This window comes from Pilimelia anulata, from assembly GCF_014647895.1.
Lineage (GTDB): Bacteria > Actinomycetota > Actinomycetes > Mycobacteriales > Micromonosporaceae > Pilimelia > Pilimelia anulata.
Map to the genome: position 1 here is coordinate 522,654 of NZ_BMQB01000003.1, position 19,974 is coordinate 542,627.

Here is a 19,974-nt window from a genome sequence, read left to right on the forward strand (position 1 = left end):
GATGCGGACGAAGGCTGAGCGCGAAGCCGTGCGGCGCCAGCTCGCCGCTGGCGGCTACAGCCCTGGTGAGATCGCTCGGGTCTTTGAGGCGAAGGCGAAGGCTCGAACACGGCTGGCGTTGCGTTGGGCATGTGGGATGACCTTGCAGGACGTGGCGAACGTCTGGAACAGGTTGGACTCGTCTGGCCGCGCGCCGATGACGGCACAGCGTGTGAGCGATTTCGAGCGATGGCCAGAGGGCGGCCGCCGGCCCACGGTGTACGCGCTGGGCATGCTCGCGCGGGTTTACGAGGTGTCCCTTGATCGGTTGTTGGACGCCGCCGACTATGAGGCCCTGGATGACAAGCAGTTGTTCGAAATGGTTCAGGTTTGCGGCGCCTCCACCTCAGCGGTGGGAAGCGACTCGATCGACATCCCGGGCGTGTTCGACGAGTTCGTTGGCCGTGAGATCGCGCAGAAGAGCGTGACGTTGGTCTACCCGGTGTTCCGGCTCAGCAGTGAGGCTCGCGCAGCGATCGCGGGACTGAACCAGCAGCTGCTGTACGAGAAGGAGGAGAGTCCGTTTACCCGGATGCACCGAATCGACGTGCCTGTTGCGGCTGCGGTGAACGACATGCGGGCGCTCGTGTATGCGACTGAGCTGTTCCAGCGCCATCCGAGGGTTTCCTGGACGTTGCAGACCGACACCGATGCGGTGCGAGATCCAGCGCGCAGCATTATCTCTTTCGGTTTGAGTAGCAATGACTGCACGCACATGTATCTGGAGACGGTCGAGCGGCCGCTGTTTCGGATCGTGCCTGATGGGCGCGGCAGTGAGTACCTGGTGTTGGCCGACGGTTTCGAGTGCCGGTCGACACCAGATGCGCAGTACGGGATCGTGCTGCGGGCTCGTCCGTTCCCGGATCTACCGGACCGGGTATGGTTCGTCTGCGCCGGTTTGGGGCCTCTTGGTACGCCCGGCGCGGCGTGGTACCTGTCCACCAGCTGGCGGGATCTGCACCGCGAGGCCGGCACGGCGGATTTCGTCGCGGTGGTCAAGGTCCGTACGTACTCGGAGAGGTCCGCCCAGCTGGAGCACCTGCTACTGGACGGCCGCAACGGTAGGGGCGTGTGATGGAAGGACTGTTTGTCGGGCTGTCCACCGTTGACCTCGGATACCTCGTGGCCAGCTTCCCGGACGAGGACTCGAAGGTCACCGCCGCAGAGCAGGTCACCTCAGCGGGAGGGCCCGCCACTAACGCGGCGGTGACGTTCTCGTACCTGGCAGGCGGGGGTACCCGCCTGATGACAGCTCTTGGCCAGCACTGGCTTGCCGGCCTGATCCGGGATGAGTTGAAGGCGCACCGTATGGAGGTCGTTGACCTCACACCTGACGCGACCTCCTCACCGCCGGTGTCGTCCATCCTTGTCTCGCAGAAGACCGCGAGCCGGACTGTGGTGTCGCTGGACGCCACGAGAACGCAGGCCTCCCCGCTCGCGTCCGCCGCGCCGATCGGCAACGCCAGGATTGTGCTGGTCGACGGCCACCAGGAACGCGCCTGCGCCGACATCGCCCAGTCCGCCGTCGCCGCCGGGGTACCGGTCGTGTTCGATGGTGGCCGTTGGAAGCCCAGCCATCGGGAACTACTGCAACACGTGGAAGTGGCCATCTGCTCCAGCAAGTTCGACCCGGGGATCGACGGCGACCGGCACGAGTACCTGCACAGCCTCGGCGTTGAATACGTGGCGACTACCAACGGCGCCGGCCCGGTGCGTTGGTCGACCCCGAGCAGCGAAGGCAGGGTCGATCCCCCGGCTGTCGTAGCCGTCGACACGCTGGGCGCCGGCGACATCTTTCACGGGGCGTTCTGCTACTACTTCGCCGCCGGCCGAGGTTTTCCGGCTGCATTGGCCGCCGCGGCCGCAGTGGCTACAGCATCGTGTGAGCGGTTCGGTACGCGAGCCTGGATGCACAGTGACCGGGCGCGGTTCCCCGAGGTCTAGAAGCGTTGGGAGCAGTCGTCGAGTACGAGGTCGGCGCTGCCCTTGCTGGCCGCGATGAATGCCGCGTTGGGTAGGTCCGTTTCGTCGATCTTCGTTCTGGCCTGCTCGGCGGTGCGGCCTACGGTTTGGTGCCGCTGCAGCAGCCGTTCGGTGATGGTGGGCCGGCCCACGTCGAGGTACCAGATCTGGTTTAGCAGTAGGCGTACCTGCGCCCAGGGCTGTTCATCCAACAGGAGATAGTTGCCCTCGGTGATGACGATGCCGATCTGTGGGCCGATCGTGATCGCGTCATCGACCGGTTCGTGTAGCACCGCCCGGTCGTAGACCGGCCATCCGACTGTCGCCGCCTCGGAACGCAGCTGCTTGAGCTTGGCCACGTACCCCTCGCCGTCGAACGTCTCGGGCGCGCCCTTGCGGGCGCGTAGGCCCCGCTCGTCCAATACCCGGTTGGGCAGGTGGAACCCATCCATCGGGGCGATCTCCGCGACCTGCTGCCCTAGCTTGGCGTTGATCGCATCTCGAAGCTCGCCCGCCAGCGTCGACTTCCCGGCCGCCGGCGGGCCGGTGATCCCGAGCAGGTAGCGGCCGCTGCGTGCCCGCCAGGCGTCGATCACCCGCGCGGCCAAACCTGCATGGTCCCTACTGGCCATGAGATCCCTTTCAGGAGATGGGCCGACGCGACCACGCTACAGGGCGGGCGAAGCCACCCAGGCCGCGCGACAAACGTTCGCCACTGCGGAGTAAATCGCGGCCGACGTCCGCCCATACGCCCAGGTCACAGCTGAGTCAGGCGCTGCCGCGATGTGGAAAGAACCGCCGCACGCGGGGACACGACAGGCAACCCGGGCAACCCGCACACTTTGCCGGTACCGCACGCGGGTCATGCACCGTCACCGGCTGGTCGCCGCCCACCACGGGATCTCACCGAGCGCACCGGCTGATCCGCCCACCGTGCCTGTCCCACATCGACCAGGGCTGCCCGTGAGCCCGCACCACCCGCTGATGCTTCTCGCCCGACGTGAACTCGTGCTGCTCAAGGAGAACGACGGTGATGTCGAAACCCGCCGGTAACGTAGTCGCGTTTCCCTCTACACCGGATACGGCCAGATCCAAGGCAGCTTCCGTCGCGGCGCGGCTGGCGGTTACAACGGCGTCCTTGTCGAGCCTCGCCGTCAGCTACGGCGTGCCGTTCGCTGACGCTGCCCTGATGGCGGTCAACCTGTATGGCATCCGCTCCGAGCACGACCGGCACCGGGCGAGGGTGACGATCCGCCTTGATCAGGCGCCGACGGTGCCGTGGCAGGTCATCGTGCCGCTGAACGCGGTCAACTCCCCGTTCGAGCTGCGCGCCGACCACCTCTACCTCGGCCGCATCCGCGTCGGGACAGTCAGCCGGATCGACGCCGACGAGGCCGTCGGCGGGTACTTCCGCGACGGCGGCCGGGCAGCCACCGTGAACCCGAATGCCCGATCACGCTGCGTCGGGTGCGCGTTCTGCCCCAACACCCTGGAGGCCGCGGCCGACCCGCGCCTGGCCGAGGAACGCGACCTGGATGAGCTACTGGCCGCGCTGCGGGAACAGCACCCCCGAAACGACCTGAGCGAACTACATGAGGTCACGGTCTCGACCGGCTGCTTCGACCGTGAAGACGCCGCCGTCGCGCACCTCCTCAACCTGCGAAAGGCGTTGACCTCACACGGCATTGGCGCCCGGATCGGGTTCCTGAGTTCGGTGATCACCAGCGATGCCGCGTTCGCCACCTTGGCGCGGGCGGCGGCGCCGTTGGTACTGCGGCTGACCGCGGAGTGCTTCACTCGCCGCGACCTGCTGCTCAAGCGCAGCAAAGCGCAGCTGGCCTACGCAGCGATGCCGGACCTGCTCGCCCGCGCCGGCGCCGCCGGCCTGGACACCTCGTTCACCTATATCGTCGGCCTGGACTCGCTGCCGCAGATGCAGGCCGGGTTCACGGCCCTGTGCCAGCACATCACCGCGTTCCCGAACGTGCAGGTCTATCAGGCGCACAACCAGATCATGGCCGGCCTGCGCGCTCACGGCGCCGACCGGCTCGAGTTCTACCTGGCCGCCCGCGCCGCGCTGGAGCCGGTCCTTGCCCGGACCGGGCTGCGGCCGGTGGCGTGGGAGAACTACCGCCCGCTGTGGCACTTCACCTTCGACGACACGCCCCTGGTGGCACCGTGACCAGGATCCCCACCGCACGCGCCATACACGCCGCGGTGTTGTGGCGAGCGTTGACCTACGTGTCGGTCGCCCTCCTCCATGCCCGCACTGCACCGGTTCCCGGCCGGCTGCTGACCGTCGGCGACGTGAAGGAACGGCCGGCTGGGCACTGGGGAACTGTCCCCGGCACTGCTCTGACCATGGCCCACGTCGGTCTCGCCGCCGCCGCTACAAGCTGGTCGGTAGTGCCGGTGATCGGTGCCGCCCACGCCGGGCTCACCCAGACGGCCCTGGCCTGGCTAACCGGCCATCTCGCCCGTATCGATCCGCGCTACAGCGTCGATCGCCACGGCCTAGCCGCGCTGGCCGAAGGCTGGCCAGAGGTGAACCGCCTGGGTTCTGAGGTGCACCCGTGCCTGCCCGCCGGTGACTACGTCGGCGGGTGGCTCGGCGGGGCGCTGGCGTTCGCCCAAGGCGCTTCCAGCCGCACCGCCGGCCGGCTGCTCGTACCGATCCTCGGCGACGGGGAGTGTGAAACCCCCACCACGGCCGCGGCGTGGCTGGCCCAGCAGGCACTACCAACGGCCGCTGTCGTGCCGATCGTGCACCTCAACGGTCGCCGCATGGGGTCACCCTCGCTGCTTGGCGTCATGACTGACTACGAGGTGGCCGCCTACCTCGGAGGCCACGGCTGGGAGGCGCACCTGGTCGACGCCGACCGCGCCGACATCCATGAGCGGTTCGCTGCTGCCTTGACCGCGGGGTTCGCCGACACCGCCGCCGGTAGCCGCCGGGTGGCGGTGGTGCTGCGCTGTCGCAAGGGGTGGTCGGGGCCGGTCGGCGAGCACAAGACCCCGATCACCAACCCGGCAGGCGACCCGGATCAGTTGGCCTATCTGAACCAGTGGTTGAACTCCTACGCCGCCGGGCAGCTGTTCGACACCGAAGGACACCCGACCGGCCTGCTCGCAGACGCCCTGGCCGCTGCAAGCTATGAGCGCCTGCCTGTCCCGCCGCGTGCGGAGGTGGCCGTGCGCCGCCCGCACACCCGGGCCGCGCGAGCCACTGGCGGCGGGTTCGGCGATCACGTCGGCGGGGTGCTGCGCGCACACGCCGCAGCCGGTCAGCTTCGGGTATTCAGCCCCGACGAGTTGGCGTCCAACCGCCTTCCCGAGATCGCAAACAGGCCGTGGGCGGTGGAGGTGCTGGCTGAGGAGGTGCTGGCCGGATGGCTGGCCGGTTGGACCGCCGCCGGAAACACCGGAGTGTTGATCAGCTACGAGGCGTTCGCCCCACTGACCCTGACCACGCTCGTCGGGCAGCTACGCCAGCGCCGGATGGCCGACGTCGAGCTGCCGAGCATCAACCTTCTGCTGACCTCATACGGCTGGCACAACGTCCACAGCCACGCCGACCCCTCACTGACCACCGCCCTGGCCGCGATGGACGACCCAGCGGTGCGCCTGTTCACCCCGACCACGCCCGCGCATACCGGCCGGGTGCTGGATGAGGCGCTCGCCTCGACCGGGCGGGTCAACGTGATCGTCGCCGGTAAGCACCCTCTGCCGGCTCGCCAGCCGTACGCCGAGACGGCCGAGCACGCCGACGGGTTCACCGTTCACCGACCACCGACACTCACCGAGACGCAGCTGACCCTGGTAGCCATCGGTGACCTACCCGCGAGCAACGTCGCGGCCGCCGCCCCGGCGCTGGCCGCCACCGGGGTGAGCGCGACCGTCATCGAGGTGCAGGAGCTGACGGCACTGCGCCGGGTGGCCCTACGCCAGCGGTTGGCCACCGCCGGGCCGACGCTGCTGGTGACCCTGGGCCACCCGGCCGCGGTGTGGGGCCTGCTCGCAGAAGCCGCGCCTCCTCGCGCGCGGGTACTGGGCTGGCGGGAGCCACCACACCCGATGAACCACACCGACCTGGCCGCCTACGCGGGAATCACCGCCTGCGGGATCACCGAGGCGGCCCACGCACTACTCGCCGAAGGTAGCCAGACATGAGCGCCCCCGTCATCACCGATGCCGACGTAACCGAGCGCGCCGCGCTCGCAGGAGCGGGCGACGACCACCACTTCGTAGCCGTCACGGCCGGGGAGTGGCGGGGCTGGTACGGGGCGGTCAGCCGCCCGGTCGCAGTCCGCGCAGCGAAGCTGGCATCCCTTCTCACCGGGCACTCGGTCGATGACCACGCCGGCATTCTGGCCAAGCTGACCCCGCACGCTGTCGACAGCGTCGACTCGTGGGCGATCGGCGCGCTGGACTGCGCCGTCTGGGACCTGCACGCCAAGCACACCAACCTGCCGGTCGCCGCACTACTCACCGGGCAGGCACCCGCGGCGGTGGACCTGTACGCCTCATGGCTGAACCTGGACCTGCACCGCCCATACGCGACCCGCGACATGGTCGAGCTGGCAAGGCAGGGGTGGCTATTCACCAAGTGGGCTCTACGGCGACCGTTCAACCGACCGGACACCGCGGCCCAAGACCTGGCGACAGCCGTCACGCAGGTCGCCGCCATCGTCGGGCAGCCGGCGGCGTTCGACGCCCTCTTCACCTGGAACAACGACCTGCTACGCCGGTTCCGCAGCTGGGTGGACCTGGCCGCGCTGCGCTGGCTGGAGGATCCCCTCGCGGCCACCGACGCCACCGGGTACCGGACCTTCACCCGCCGGCTGCCCATCGCCGTCGGCGAACGGCTCTCGCTCGACATGGACCCAGCCGACGTCCTCGGGTTCGGGCCGGCGGCGTTGACCCTCGACGTGGTCGGCTGCGGTGGCCTCACCCGCGCAATCGGCCTCGCCGAGCGCGCGCACCGGGCGGGGATCTTGACGTACCCGCACGGCCGGTCGTTCGTCGCGGGCGTGCATCTGGCTGCCGCGATGCCGCACGCAGTGCGGGCCGTGGAGTACCAACTGCCGTGGATGCCCCGCCGGCAGCGGCTACTCGCCCATGACTGGACCCCCGACTCAGGTCGGCTGCCCGCACCGGGCGAGCCGGGCCTGGGCGCTGACCCAAGGAGCCTGTGATGCCGCAAACCACCGCGGCCCTCGACGTGGCCGGCACCGTCACGGCCGATGCCGCAGGCCGCATGCTGGTCCTGGACCGACGCCTCGACGGCCACGACACCTTCCTCACCGGCCAACTGGAGCTGGACACCGGCATCCGGCTGCCGGTGCGGGTGCTGACGCTCGACGACATCACCATCCTGCGCCCCCGCACCGCCGCCGGCCTGCCGGCGGGGAAGGTCACGGGCCGGCTGCATCTGCCGCACGGGTGGCGCCGCCAACCCGTCCCTGAAGACCTGGCCGCTGCGGCGAGCCGCGACGGCCGCGATGTCGAAGCGCTGTCCGAGCCGGAGCGCCGCTACGCGCTCACCTACCTGAACGAGGCCACCACGGACGCCATCCGCACCGCAAGGATCGCCGCCATCGTCGCCGCCCTGCCCGAGCGGACACTCACATGAGCGAGCTGGTGGTCAGTCTTGACGTGGGCGGGACGCTGGCCACCGCATCCGGACCCACCCTCACCAACGCGCTGCTGAAGCTGACACCAGTACCCGCCAGCGAGGCGAGGGACCTGATGCGCCGGGTGCTGCACAACCAGCCCGCCCTCAGCGCCGCCGTTCGCGCCGCCGTCTGCCTGGCGCTGCGGATCCCCGAACGCGACTTCCCAACACCACCGCCCGCAGCGCCGCTCAACCTGCTGACCGGGGTCACCCTCGCCCTGGCGGCCATGGCCAGAGAGGCGCGGCTGGTCACCTTGTCGAACGTCACCTGCACCGACGCCGACCTACCCGCCCTCGCCGAGCTACTGGGCGACGCGGTAACCGCGCACTTCCCGTCCTGCCGCATCGGCCACACCAAACCCGACCCCAGGGCCTTCACCACCGTCGCCGAAGCCTGCGGGACCACCGTTGCCCACTTGGTTCATATCGGCGACGACTGGCACTGCGACGTCCTCGGCGCCCGCGCCGCCGGCGCGACCGCAGTGTGGATCAGCAACGGCCGGCGCCCGCCGCGATCACACCCACTCGTTGACCAGGACGTGTGGACCGTCCGCGATCTCAGCGAGGCTGTCAACGTCATCACCACCATCGCCCAGCAACGGAGAATCTCGTGAGCCTGTTCACCGGAAGCGCCTCCTACTACCGGCAGTTCCGCCCCGGCATCCCCACCCAGGTCGCTGAGATCCTCGATGCCGCCGCGCCCACTGCCGCCGGCCGGCCGCGGCGGCTGCTGGACGTCGGCACCGGCACCGGCCTGGTGGCCGAAGCCCTCATCCACCGGTTCGACGACGTGATCGCCATCGACAACGACCCGGACATGCTCGCCGCCGCCGACACCGCTCTGACCGCCGCCGCCCCAGCCGCAACCCGGGTGAGCCTTATCGAGAGCACGGCGGAGGACTTCACCCCGCCGGAGGGTTGGCGGGCGGACCTGGTCACCATCTGCCGGGCGTTTCATTGGCTCGACCAGAACACGGTCCTGGCCCGCCTCGACCGCCAGGTCACCGACACCGGCGTGGTGGCGATCTTCGGAGATCACAGCTTCTGGACCGCGACCAGCGACTGGAAGACCGCCGTCCGGGCGGTGATCAGCGACTTCCTCGGCGAACAGCGCCGCGCGGGCACCGGCGGCACGTTCCAGCACCACGACCGGCCCTACAGCGACATCCTCGCCGAGTCCCCTTTCAGCCAGGTAACCGAACACACCGTGCCCGTGCGACGAACCTGGTCCGCCGACGGTGTTCTCGGCTACCTCTACTCCACCACGTTCGCCGCCCCCGCCCTGTTCGGCGACCGGCAGCCCGAGTTCGACGCGACAGTCCGGCGCACCCTTGCCGGACTCCGTGATGACGACACTTTCGTTGAGGACAACGAGTTCCTCATCCGGCTCGGAACCAGGCCATGACCCGCCAACTCGGCCACCTCAGCAGCCCACAAGTCCGCGACCAGATCACGGCCAGCAGCGTCCTGTGCCTGCCGGTCGGCAGCACTGAACAGCACGGCCGACACCTGCCGGTAGACACCGACACCGTGATCGCCGCCGGCTTCACTAACCAGCTGGCCCAGACCCACGGCGAGGAGCTGGACCTGTGGGTGTTGCCGGCGCTGCCTTTCGGCCTGGCGCTGGAGCACGCCTGGGCGCCCGGCGCCATCAGCCTGCGCACCAACCTGTACGCCGAGTTGGTGCTCCAACTCGTCGGCGAATACGTGCGGGCCACCGGCGCGCGCAGGCTGGTCATCGTCAACGGACACGGCGGCAACCGGGGCGTCCTCGAACCCCTCCTGCGCGAACTCGCTCACGACCAGCACATCGAAGGGATCGTGGTCCACCCTCTCAGCCTGACCGCCACAAGGCCGCGCACCGACCGACCAGAGGTGCACGCAGGGATCGTTGAGACCTCCCTGATGCTCGCCCTCGCCCCAGCCCTGGTGCGGCTCGATCAGCTCACTGTCGGCGCAACATGGTTCCGCCGGCGGTCGAAATCGACCGGCTGGTCCGCGACCGCGGTGTCACCTGGCCATGGACCAGCAACGACCCGCGCATCGCCACCGACGGCGTCATCGGCGGCGACCCCACCAACGCGACCGCCGACCTTGGCCGGCAACTCCTCGAGGAAGCCGTGGCCGCCTGCGCCGACGCCATCCGCCACCTGAAAGCCGAGACGACGCCATGACCCTGACCGCTACCCAACTCGACGCCTTCGCGCAGACCGGCGCGCTCACCGTGCGCGGCGCCGTACCGCCGTCGCTCACGAGCCCCGCGATCGGCTTGATCACCGACTGGTACTGCAACGACCTGCAACCCGATCAGATCGCCGAATACACCCACCGCACCTTCGCCGCGCACCTCGGCGACCACCAGGCGCTCCTGGCGCTGTTTCACGACTCCGGCGCCGTCGACCTGGCCACCGAACTACTCGGCGACATCGCCCCGGTCACCACCGCGCAGATCCAAGTCCGCATTCCGGCCGCGGCGGCCCCGCACCAGCCGGTCAAAGCCATGCACGTCGACGGGGTCGCCTGCCCACACCTCGACCCGGCGGAGCTGCGGACCTTCTCCCTGCTCGTCGGGGTCCTGCTATCCGACATCACCGACCCCGACGGCGGGGCCATGCACTACCAACCAAGCGGCCACCGACTCATGGCCGCCTGGTTCCGCAACGAGTGGAACCGAGGCGTCACCGCCCAAACCCCACCGCACATCGACACCCAGCGCGGCACCCCGCTACTCGGGCACGTCGGCGACCTGCACCTGCAACACCACCTCGTGCCCCACGCCGTCGGCACCAACACCACCGACACACCCAGGCTGATGGCCTACTTCCGCGTCAGCCACCCAGACCACGCCGAGCGCCGGCTCGACGCGCTACGCGATCCGTGGCTCGACTACCCGCCCATCACCGCCCGCGCTGGTGCGCGTCCACCCAGAAGGACCCCGTCGTGAAGACCATCCCGGAACGTGACCTCGCCGTCGCCGCCGCTGCACTTGACGCCGGCCGGATCGTCATCGTCCCCACCGCCCGCTGGTACATGATCTGCGCAGACGCCACCAACCCCACCGCCTGCCAGACGATCTTCACCACGAAGCACCGACCCACCAGCAAATCGATGGTCTACATCGCACCTACCGCCGCCCGCGCCCTGGCCACCTTCCAGCTCAACGCGGCAGCACTCGCGCTGGCCGACGAGTTCTGGCCAGGTGACCTCGCCCTGCTGTTGCCTTGGCGGCCGGACACGACACCCCTTACCGCCGTCGGCTGCGAACACGCCCTGGTTACCGTCGCCCCCGGAGTACTCGGCCGAATCGCCGCCGCCGCCGCCCGACCGATCGCGGCGACCACCGTCAACATCTCCGGCCCCATCACCGCACCCGGACCTGCCATCACCGCCAAGCAAGCAGCCGACTTCGTCCACACCACCGGAATCGACGTCGCCTACCTCATCGACGGCGGCACCAGCCCCCTCGCCAACCACCTCACCATCGTCGACTGCACCCAGCCCGCACCCCGCACCGTCCGCCCCGGCGTCATCCACCAACGCGCCGTCGACGCCACCCTCCAGACGGTCACTGACGATCAGGCAGCAACTTAGCCAAGACCCCCTGGTGTAGGACATCGCTCCGCTCGCAGTGGGGTCGATGTGCGTGCTGCCGCTGCCGTCGGGGCCGCCGCAGCCAGACGACGGTGATGACGACTCTGGCAATCAGATGGTCGCCGTACTGGCCGGCTGATCGACGTAGGTGGCCCACCAGGACCGGTCCAGGGTCTCCTGGGCAACCCGTTGTCCTCGCGTGAGTAGCTCACCGGCGGCGTGCTGGTGTTCTTCGCTGAGCCAGTTGACCGCACGTCGAGCTAGGTCTGAGGGCGCCGGCGGTGCGGCCCTTCCCGCTCCTTGCGGGTACTGCTCCAGCATCGTCTGGTAGGCGGCGAAGAGTGGAGTTGGTGGTGGGAATCCGATGCTGGTGAGGTTGGCGGTTAGCGTTTGGGGGATGTCGAGGCCGTCAACGTCGAGGTCGCCTGCGTAGTACACGTGTCCGGGCGCGGCTGACAGCTGCAGATGGTGTTGGAGCGCAACTACCGGGTCTGCTTGCGCGGCCTCCCAGCCGTTGCCGAATGCCACGGCGGCGAAGGGTCCGGGCGTGGTGCGCAGGGCACGCCAGGCGGAGTCGAAGGTGGCCTGGTTCTCGACGATGAGCAGGTCACCGCGGTCGGCGAGACGTGCGGCTCGTAAGGGGCTGACAGGCCGCTCGTAGGCGAGGTCGTCGGGTTGGAGGCGCCCGTCTGTGAATAGGCTCGTCGACTCGACACGGGCGAGTGCCTTCTCATCTTTGAAGATGGTTAGCGAGCGCTCCTCCCGCGCTACTGGCGGCAGCTGCTCGCCCAGGTGAGCAAGCAGCCAATTGTTGATCTCTTGGACGGCCGCACGGAGTGTGGCCGATGGCCTACATTGCCTGACCCATTGGCCGACCCAGCGTGAGATCGCTGGGACCCAGGCGACGGTGCCCATGTCGATGGGACTTGCTTTGACGTTGACGTCCGCGACGATGGTGATCCAGCTGGGGAGGGCCGGTTGCGCGATGCTGTCCCACAGGTGCGCTGCCCGCGGCTGCTCGATAACACCCTGTTCCCTGAGCGTGGCAAGGGCGGTGCTGAGCCGCTCGCGTGCGCCGGGTCGGGTGGCTGCATGCCCTTCGACGTGCGCCTGAAGGGCTAACAGGGTCGTGAGGGAGGCGCGGCACCGCCCGGTTTGGTTGACGTGGTCGATGAGCCCGGCGCGTAGGCCGTCAGCGAGCGTGGAGGGTGTCGTCATTGGGGGGTGGCCTGGCCTTCTGCGGTGCCGGTGTCGCCAGTTTCGCCCGTGCCGAGGCTGGGGTCGGTGATAGCGACCTTCGCTGAGGTGGTGTCGCGAACCGTCGTTGCCGTCGGTGCGGCGACTAGCGGCTCACGGCGTAGCTGTCGGGGAATGTCGGCGGCGGCCATGGCCGCTGGCGCGACGAGGGTCTGTTGGCCCGCGACGTGAACCTTCAGCTGCACCCAGTTGGAGAAGACGCTGAGGGCGTGGGGGTCCCGCGATGGGGTGAGCAGGATGAGCTGTACGCGCAGCCCGCGTGCGACCTGCCGCATGAGCCGCAGCAGCGACGGTTCGACGACTTTAGCGAAGATGTTGTCGATGATCAGGAATGTTTGTTCTTTGCGGCTGGGGCTGCGCATGGACAGCATGAGCGCAGCAATGATCACCGAGATGGTGACGCCTTCGCCGCCGGAGGTGCGCATGGCCAGTTCTTCCATGGGGTGGTGCCGGCCGTCGAACGGCACCTTCGGGATGAGTACCTCCGCGCGGATGTTCGGTGTGATCGCCTCAACAAGTCGCTCCAGTGGGGCCGGCGTGCGTGTGCTTGACTTTTTGCGACCTGTGGTTTCCGGTTGCCAGTCCGCGTCGTGGTCGATCATCGCCTCAAGGGCCTCGCGGATGAGCTTGCGCCGACTGTCTCTACTCGATTCACTCCAGTGGATCTTCAGGAATTCTTGGCCGGACCAGACGCCTAGGCGGTCGTCGGTCGGCAACTTGGATCGGTTGGCGATCGTGCGGATTCTGGCGCGGATGGTCTCAACAGTGGTGCTGACGACGGTGACGGAGTGGTCGAGTTCGGTGCTGAAGTTCTGTAGGTCGGCGGAAACGGCTGCTAGCCGCTGGCGGACGTCGTAGTCGTTGCTGGTCGCGTTGGCGATTAGCTCATCGAGCGGTGCCGATTTGAGTCGACCGACGACGGTGCCTGCGGCCTTGTGTGGCGCGTTGAGGCTGCACTGTCGCAGCTTCTCGGCGTAGCTGTGGACCTGGTCCTCGGCTGTTCGGTAGTGGCGGTCGACGTTGTCGATGTCCGCCACCGCTTGCGTGACGAACGTCTCGAGGTCGGTGGCGGTGAACCGTTCGATGCCGGGGGCGATCTTGAGCGGATCAGTGGCCTGGGCGGCGTCCTGTAGCGCGTCGTTCATCCACGCCAGCCGGGCGGCGACAGGGTTGGTGAGGTCGAGATCTGTTGGTGTGTCCCACTCGAGGTCTTCAAGGCTGACTGGCGAACCGAGCTTGCCGGCCGCCGCGAGTGATCTGGCAGCGGCGGTGAGTGCTCCAGCGAGCCGGTCCTTGACGGTCGAGGCGAACGCCGCCAGCCGGGTCTTGGCGGCGGTGGCGTCGCTTAGCGCGAGTCGGCTGCGATTGACCTGATCGTCAGCTTCGGTGAGGAGCCGCACGATCTCCTCGATATTCTGGTTCGCGGCTTCGAGGGTGGCGGCCTGCCACGCGGGTTCGAGGACGGTTCGCCCGCCGGGCTCGTTCTGTGCCCTCCGGAGTGCAGCTGCAGCGGCAGTCTTCCGCTCCTCCGCTGCGCCCTGAGAGATGGCCGCTTGTGTGCAGCGTTGTTCGGCTTGGTCTTGAGCGCGCCGCCAATCCGTCAAGGCGGTGTGCGGCGCAGCGTCGAACCTCGCCTGGCCATCCTGCTCTGCGTTGGCGCCGAGCTCAGCCAGCCGTTGGGTGCACTCGTCGAGCCTCTGGTCGGCGACAGTGACCTTGGCGCGCAGGTCCTGGTCCGTTACCAGCCCGTCATACTGACCCTTCAGGTCATGGACCCGCGTTGCCAGGGCCTCGCGAGGCAGGTCCGCGAGTGCAGGATCCGGCGTGCCAGCCTCGCTGGAGTCGGTGGCGACGAACTTGCGCGCATCAGCGAGCCAATCACGCAGCCTGCGTTCCTGGAGAGCATGGGAGCGGCGTTGTTCTTGGAGTTCGTCAGCCCGCTCGCGGATCGTTCGCCGTTCATCGTCGTGCTCGCCGTGGCGGCGCCTGGCATCCGCGAGCCGCAGGTTGGCGTCGCGCTCGCGCTCCTGGCGGTCAGCGTCGGCGGCGTCGAACTCGGCCAGCGGACGCACCTGCCGCACGCCCTCCTCGGCTTGCGCGGCCGTGGTGCGCTGCTCGCCGGCGACCCGTCGATGCTCGACCGCCTCGCCCCTGGCGGCCTTGGCCTCCTGCAAGTGCGCCTGGCGTTGCTCCACCAGCTCGCGATGGGCTGATGCCATCTGCCCAATGCTGTCCTCGAGGCGCCCGATACTCCCTGCCCCGATGTCGGTGATCCAGCGTTCCAGCTCGCGGGTCAAAGTCTCGCCGCTGGTGATGATCGTCTCGGCTGCGTCGCGGCCGGCAAGCGCGGCTTCTAGCTTTGCCCCAACGCGGTGCAGCGCGTCACGTCCCTCGCTCTTGCTCCACAGCGCCGGATCGGGCAGCACGACGTGATGAGGCCGCGATGTGCCGGGCTGCATGAACGAGGTGACGGCCGCGACAACGATCGGACCGGACACCGCAATCGAGCCAGAATTCTGGACGAGCCACGCTTCGACCGGTGCGTAGTCATCCTCGATGGCTACGACGATGCCGTCAGCGAGTTCAGGGCACTGTCGAAGCAGCGTCACCGCCGTATCTGCTGGAATACTCGAAAGCCAGGTCCAACCAGACATCACCCCGCGGTTGGTCTGCTGTTGCAATTGCCGGACGAGATCTTCGACCTCTGGGCGAGGCGGCAACAGCTCGCTGCTTTCCAGCGCCAACACGTCACGTTCTAGTTGACTAGCGCGGACAGCCTTCGTGCGGGCGTCGGCACGAGCCGCCTCGACACGAGACCGAATAGCGTTGACGATGATGTCGGCCTGTTCGTCGAGGTCGACTGTGTCAACCTCGACCAGCCCCGATTCGGACACATCCTTGCCGAGCAGCTCCGTGCGGCGCTGCCACTCGCTGACGGTGGTCTCGGCGGCGGCGATTGCCTGCGTGGAGGTGTCAAGCTCCGGCTGCAGGGCCTCGGCTCGGCCGGTGGCTGCGACTTCAGCGGCCTCGGCCGTCGCGGCCCGCTGCTCGCGGGTGACGATGTTCCCCCGCGCAGCGGTGGCGGTGCGTTCATGGCGCTGCAGAGCCAACTCGGCGGACTCACCTGACTCCAGCCAGCCGTCGCTGCGAAGTTGTCCGCGCAACACCCGGCCACCGGCCAGTTCCTCGGCGACCCGATCCAGGTCCTGCTGGGCCTCAGCCTGCTGCCGGATGCAGCCCGCCGTGCCCTGTTCGAGTTCTGTCACCCGCGCGGCGTCGGCCTGCTGCTGATCGCGAGCTTCGCCGTCTTTACCTGCCAGGACCTCGATCTCGGTGTCGAGCCGATCGGCGAGCACGCCGGCGGTCGCCGCGAGCTGCTGGCGCAGCGGAGCGGCGTCACAGACCTTCTGATCAAGCAGCTTCTGTGCGTGGCCCCGGTCGCTCATCGCTGTGGCCCGCTCGGCGATCACCACCGCTGCCTGCGCCGCGAGAAAGCCCTGTCTGGCGGCGGCGACCTCGGAGACTGCCTGGCTGGCCTCGCTGGCGGCCTGTTCGCCCTCGAGCTTGCAGCAGTGCGCACGCAAGGCGCCCTGCTGGCCGCGAAGACGCCGTTGCTCGTTCTGGGCGTTCTCCTTCGCCGCGGTCGCGGCGTCGTGTGCTCGGCTCACGTGAGTCGCGGCCGCGTCGGCGGTCGCGATCCACCGGCCGACCAGCGAGGACGCCGACGCCCACTTCAGCAGTGCAGCCTCGCGCGCGTCCTTCTGGGTCTTGAATCGGTCGGCCGCAGCGGCAAGCGGGTCGGTGAACCGGCGTGCCGTTGCGAGGAACTCCTGGGTGGCCAGGTCAACGTCGCGGTGGGAGACCTTGCCGCCGAGACGCTGTACCTCCCGGGCGACTGTGTCGAAGTCCCTGGGCTCGGCCAGCACGTTGATCAGGCTGTTAAGGAACGAGCGTGAATCCTTGTAGGTGAAGATGCGGTCGGCGGCACCCTCGTCGAGATTCATTTGCAGCAGGAACTGGCGGAGGAACTCCAGGTCGAAGCCCCTGCTTGCCAGCTCCGCGCTCCACTTCCCTTGGTGGTTGGTGTGAGCGAGCTGCAGCGTCGGGTCGTCCTGCTTAGCTCGCAGCAGGTGGTCAAGGAAGTCTTGGTGTGGAACCGGCTGCCCGTCGGCGCCGCGGACCGGCAGCGTGTCAAAGGTCAGCGCATCGGTCGATTGAAAACAGAAGAACAATTCCATGGCCCGGTCCTGGGCCTCGTTATCGCGCCATGCCGCGTAACCCACGACCAGGCGCGGTGCCCTGCCGAACAGATCCTCGGTCGCGCCGGCGATGGCGTGCTCGCAGACCACGTACGTTGTCGAGCCTACCGGAATATAGTGCTCAAACCGCTTGCGCTTGCCGGCCTTGCCCTGATGGCGGATCGAGAGACTGGCGAGGAACTTGTCGCGCTCCGGCTCGTAGGCATGCAGCCACATTGCGTTGAGCGTGCTTTTGCCGCCGCCGTTTTGCAGCATGATCACGGTGTCGTCAGGTTGTCCGTTAGAGCGCATGTCGATGATGAGGTCGGCGAAGCGTGGGCGTTCGATGCCGACATTCACCAGGCGGAGTCGGGTTGGGGCAAGCATGTCGGGGCTCCTAGGGCGGCCTATAGGTCAGGTCATGCAGAGCGGGAACGCAGGGCTTCAAACAGTGGATCCATGAGGAACTCGGGGTACTGGGCAAGAAATCGGCGCCTGGCCCGATAGGTCTTCTGCTCGGCGGGGTTGGTTGGTGTCAAGTCGCTGACGAACCCAAGTTGCTGCAGGCCCTCTAGGGTGGTGTAGACCAGGTAGGTCGAGGTGACGCGTGACGTTCGCTCCTCAGTGTCGGCGAAGGCCGTGCGTCCGAGCCACGAGGACCACAGCGGTCGCTCATCGTCGGGTGTGTCAGCTGCAACATCTTGCTCGGCGTCTGCGAGCCGTTGGCAAAACTCGCGGATGTACTCCTCGAGCTGGATTACCGATACCGGCGGCGGTATCCGCTCCGGATCGTCTAGAAAAGCTTCGAGGTCGCTGCCGGTTGGGAACTGCATCGCTAGCAGGGCAACGATAGTGAGCATCCGAGCTGCACGCTCACCGCTATCCTCGCTCTTGTTCCAAGGAAGTTCAGGCGCCTTCGAAGGCCAGGCCCATGCGCAGCCCACCCGCGGGTACAGCACCAGACCGATCGTCTCGTTGGCTTCTGCCACGTCACAGTCGACACCGCCGAGGACGCCTTCCACGGCTTCGCGGAACTCGGGGTCCATGACGAACTTGTTAACCAACCGCCGGTACTCAGCCCGCTGCCCGCTCGCGCCCGGCGTCAAAGTGGTGGTTGCCAAGGCGATCAGCTGGCCAACGTCGCTGTACGAGATCATTCGCCACCCGCCGACGCTGTCGCAGCCAAGGTTAGGACCGGCTGAAGAAGCAGGTCGTCGCCGGCCGTCCCGGGGAGCGTCAACGGCGTCCGATCGTTGATCACGGTGATGCGGTCGGGATCGAGTAGGTCGCGGTGGCGAGCCAGAACCGCGATGGCCACCTCATCCGTGGCCTCGGTCGCGCTGGGTGGAGCGAAGGCAGTGAGAGCGACCAGGGACACGAGATGAGTCAGGCTGGCCTGGCTACCGGTCTGGCACAGCGTCGGGAACCGGTTCACAGCGTCGATGAGCAGCTCCGAAAGGCGAGTGGGCCGGTCAATCGGAGCGAACACCTCCTGCAGCGCAGCGAACAGCTCATCGGTGATCCACGCCGCTGGTGTTTGGATGTCCTCGACCTCGAACGGGTTCGTCGCCGGCGCCGCGGCAACACGACGCGGCTTAGGTGCGAGGCGCTGCACCAGTGCAAGGGCGCCCCAGATCCGCGGACGGCGGACTCCAAGCGCCTTGGCGCACACCGGCTCAAGCAACTCGCAAAGGGCTCCGACCTTCATCCCGATCAGCGGCAGGAACAGGGTGGCTTCGGAGTCGTGCAGACGCCCCTGCCGGCGCTGCCACACTTGTCGGTCCTGCTCATCCTCGAACAGCTGCTTCACCCGGCTGGCCTCGTCGAGCACCTCGCCAAGCTCGTGACAGCGATGCTCCAGCAGCCGCAGAGTCTCACGCAGTTGGCGTTCACCAGGCTGACCTGGTTCGATGCGCTGCCCCACCCTGGCCTTGAACTCATCGGCCGTGTGCAACTGCTCTCTCAGTACAGTTAGGATGCCCTCAATCGTCGGTACGACCTGCTGCTCGTAGTCAACCGAGCGCACATCCCGACGAATCTTCTTGATCTGGTCGCGGATCCGGTCTACCAACGCCTGCATCGTCATGTGCTGGCGTCGGACAGTCGCAACCACCTCGTCTACGTCGCCGCGTGCCAGTTGCCGCTCGACGATGAAGTTGTCCGCAGCGTTGCGATCCTCCAGATCCAGCGTATAGAGCCCCTGGAACATGTTCACCGCGCGTGGATGAGCCTTGATCGTTGGTTCGTCGTCCTCGTGGCCGACCAGGCAGAGGTACTCCAGCGGCTTGACCAGGTGCTGGTAGGCGCCGCCCGTCCAATCTCCGTAGAAGTCCTTGAACGCGGCCCCGCCGCTCGACCGTCCCTGCATGAGATCAACCACGGCCGCAGCCACCTCACGAGGTTCCGCGGCCGGCCGCCCGGTGCCCGCTGCCTGAGCGAACGGCACCAGCGCGTCGATCAGCTGCTCGCGGGTCCACCCCACCGCGAGTCGGCTGGGCTCAACCACCAGGTACACCGCGGCCAACGCAATCGACGGAAGGTCATAGGCGCGCCACGCGTCGTGATTGTTGGTCAGGTTCTGCAGCCGAACCGCCAGGGTGGCGATCATGCCAAACGACTGCCGCTGCCGCGGCTGCCAGTGCAAAGCGAAATCCTTCAGCGCGTCATCCACTGCTGCTCACCCGACCGTGACCCTCCCCAACAGACAGACCAGCGCCCCGCTCAGCGCGGCGAGGAGCACCCTGCCTGAGACGTACGACAATCTCCACAAATCGAACAGGTGTGCGAATGCGCAAGCCTCCATCGGCCGGGCCGGAGGGCCGCCCAGACGATGCCAGCTGGGCGGCCGACCTCCAGCGCATCGCCGACCGCGTCAGGATCAATCCACTCCGGCCGCTAGCTCGCCCAGGGGGCCAACCGCCGTGCGTCAATGCGGCATCGGCATCGGCGCCGGCGCCGGCTCCGGCCCGCCGGCGGGTCGCCCTGGCTCGCGTACCCCAACGCGCTGCGCAGGCCGAGCGCGGCCAGCTCGGCGGTCTACAAGCTCGACTACATCGGCCATCGAGATCAACTGCTGCATTGGTCACGAGGCCGACAGCGTAGCCAGAGCGTGGGACTCGTGCTGACCCGGCGTGTCGAACGGGACACGAAGCGCAGCTCGACTTGCAATGCGCTATCGGACAAAGGGGTCCAGAGTGTACGACTGGCCGACGT

Annotated in this window: 16 protein-coding genes; 11 read left to right on the plus strand and 5 right to left on the minus strand. The window is 67.9% G+C overall.

Features of this window, described 5'->3' with window-relative positions:
• Position 1 precedes the first annotated feature (1 nt).
• Positions 2-1,114, plus strand: coding sequence for a helix-turn-helix domain-containing protein (locus IEY94_RS10050; RefSeq protein ID WP_189169796.1), 1,113 nt, complete (start codon positions 2-4; stop codon positions 1,112-1,114).
• Entirely contained in the window at positions 1,114-1,983 is an 870-nt protein-coding gene (locus IEY94_RS10055) for a PfkB family carbohydrate kinase (protein ID WP_189169797.1), read from the plus strand. Before IEY94_RS10050 ends, IEY94_RS10055 begins: the two co-directional genes overlap by 1 nt.
• On the opposite strand, the gene IEY94_RS10060 is transcribed toward IEY94_RS10055, so the two are convergent.
• Positions 1,980-2,609, minus strand: coding sequence for a nucleoside/nucleotide kinase family protein (locus IEY94_RS10060; RefSeq protein WP_229783481.1), 630 nt, complete (start codon positions 2,607-2,609; stop codon positions 1,980-1,982). The genes IEY94_RS10055 and IEY94_RS10060 overlap by 4 nt on opposite strands.
• Positions 2,610-3,139: 530 nt before the next feature.
• Here IEY94_RS10060 and IEY94_RS10065 point away from each other — a divergent pair.
• The 9 genes from IEY94_RS10065 to IEY94_RS10105 are packed head-to-tail and all read left to right on the plus strand — an operon-like array spanning position 3,140 to position 11,266.
• Complete coding sequence (locus IEY94_RS10065; protein WP_189169799.1) at positions 3,140-4,183, plus strand: hypothetical protein; 1,044 nt, start codon at positions 3,140-3,142, stop codon at positions 4,181-4,183.
• The gene (locus IEY94_RS10070; protein WP_229783482.1) at positions 4,180-6,171 is read left to right on the plus strand and encodes a phosphoketolase family protein; all 1,992 of its coding nucleotides are present in this window, start codon (positions 4,180-4,182) and stop codon (positions 6,169-6,171) included. The genes IEY94_RS10065 and IEY94_RS10070 overlap by 4 nt, the downstream gene beginning before the upstream one ends.
• Positions 6,168-7,196 (plus strand): enolase C-terminal domain-like protein, encoded by a 1,029-nt coding sequence (locus tag IEY94_RS10075; protein WP_189169800.1) that lies wholly within the window; start codon positions 6,168-6,170, stop codon positions 7,194-7,196. Before IEY94_RS10070 ends, IEY94_RS10075 begins: the two co-directional genes overlap by 4 nt.
• Complete coding sequence (locus tag IEY94_RS10080; protein WP_189169801.1) at positions 7,196-7,633, plus strand: YdeI/OmpD-associated family protein; 438 nt, start codon at positions 7,196-7,198, stop codon at positions 7,631-7,633. The genes IEY94_RS10075 and IEY94_RS10080 overlap by 1 nt, the downstream gene beginning before the upstream one ends.
• Positions 7,630-8,289, plus strand: a complete 660-nt coding sequence (locus IEY94_RS10085) for an HAD family hydrolase (protein ID WP_189169802.1) — start codon at positions 7,630-7,632, stop codon at positions 8,287-8,289. The genes IEY94_RS10080 and IEY94_RS10085 overlap by 4 nt, the downstream gene beginning before the upstream one ends.
• Positions 8,286-9,080: a class I SAM-dependent methyltransferase gene (locus tag IEY94_RS10090; protein ID WP_189169803.1), complete on the plus strand. Its 795-nt coding sequence runs from the start codon at positions 8,286-8,288 to the stop codon at positions 9,078-9,080. The genes IEY94_RS10085 and IEY94_RS10090 overlap by 4 nt, the downstream gene beginning before the upstream one ends.
• Positions 9,077-9,829, plus strand: coding sequence for a creatininase family protein (locus IEY94_RS10095; RefSeq protein ID WP_189169804.1), 753 nt, complete (start codon positions 9,077-9,079; stop codon positions 9,827-9,829). Before IEY94_RS10090 ends, IEY94_RS10095 begins: the two co-directional genes overlap by 4 nt.
• 16 nt (positions 9,830-9,845) lie before the next feature.
• Positions 9,846-10,619, plus strand: a complete 774-nt coding sequence (locus IEY94_RS10100; protein WP_189169805.1) for a phytanoyl-CoA dioxygenase family protein — start codon at positions 9,846-9,848, stop codon at positions 10,617-10,619.
• Positions 10,616-11,266 carry an L-threonylcarbamoyladenylate synthase gene (locus tag IEY94_RS10105; protein WP_189169806.1) on the plus strand — a complete coding sequence of 217 codons (651 nt, stop codon included), beginning with the start codon at positions 10,616-10,618 and terminating at the stop codon, positions 11,264-11,266. The genes IEY94_RS10100 and IEY94_RS10105 overlap by 4 nt, the downstream gene beginning before the upstream one ends.
• A gap of 111 nt (positions 11,267-11,377) precedes the next feature.
• On the opposite strand, the gene IEY94_RS10110 is transcribed toward IEY94_RS10105, so the two are convergent.
• The 4 genes from IEY94_RS10110 to IEY94_RS10125 are packed head-to-tail and all read right to left on the minus strand — an operon-like array spanning position 11,378 to position 19,432.
• On the minus strand, positions 11,378-12,484 hold the full coding sequence (locus tag IEY94_RS10110) for a Wadjet anti-phage system protein JetD domain-containing protein (protein WP_189169807.1): 1,107 nt from the start codon (positions 12,482-12,484) through the stop codon (positions 11,378-11,380).
• The gene (locus tag IEY94_RS10115) at positions 12,481-17,148 is read right to left on the minus strand and encodes a coiled-coil domain-containing protein (protein WP_189169808.1); all 4,668 of its coding nucleotides are present in this window, start codon (positions 17,146-17,148) and stop codon (positions 12,481-12,483) included. Before IEY94_RS10115 ends, IEY94_RS10110 begins: the two co-directional genes overlap by 4 nt.
• Before the next feature lie 32 nt (positions 17,149-17,180).
• Positions 17,181-17,918 (minus strand): hypothetical protein, encoded by a 738-nt coding sequence (locus tag IEY94_RS10120; protein ID WP_189169809.1) that lies wholly within the window; start codon positions 17,916-17,918, stop codon positions 17,181-17,183.
• Positions 17,915-19,432 (minus strand): hypothetical protein, encoded by a 1,518-nt coding sequence (locus IEY94_RS10125; protein ID WP_189169810.1) that lies wholly within the window; start codon positions 19,430-19,432, stop codon positions 17,915-17,917. Before IEY94_RS10125 ends, IEY94_RS10120 begins: the two co-directional genes overlap by 4 nt.
• Positions 19,433-19,974: the final 542 nt, after the last annotated feature.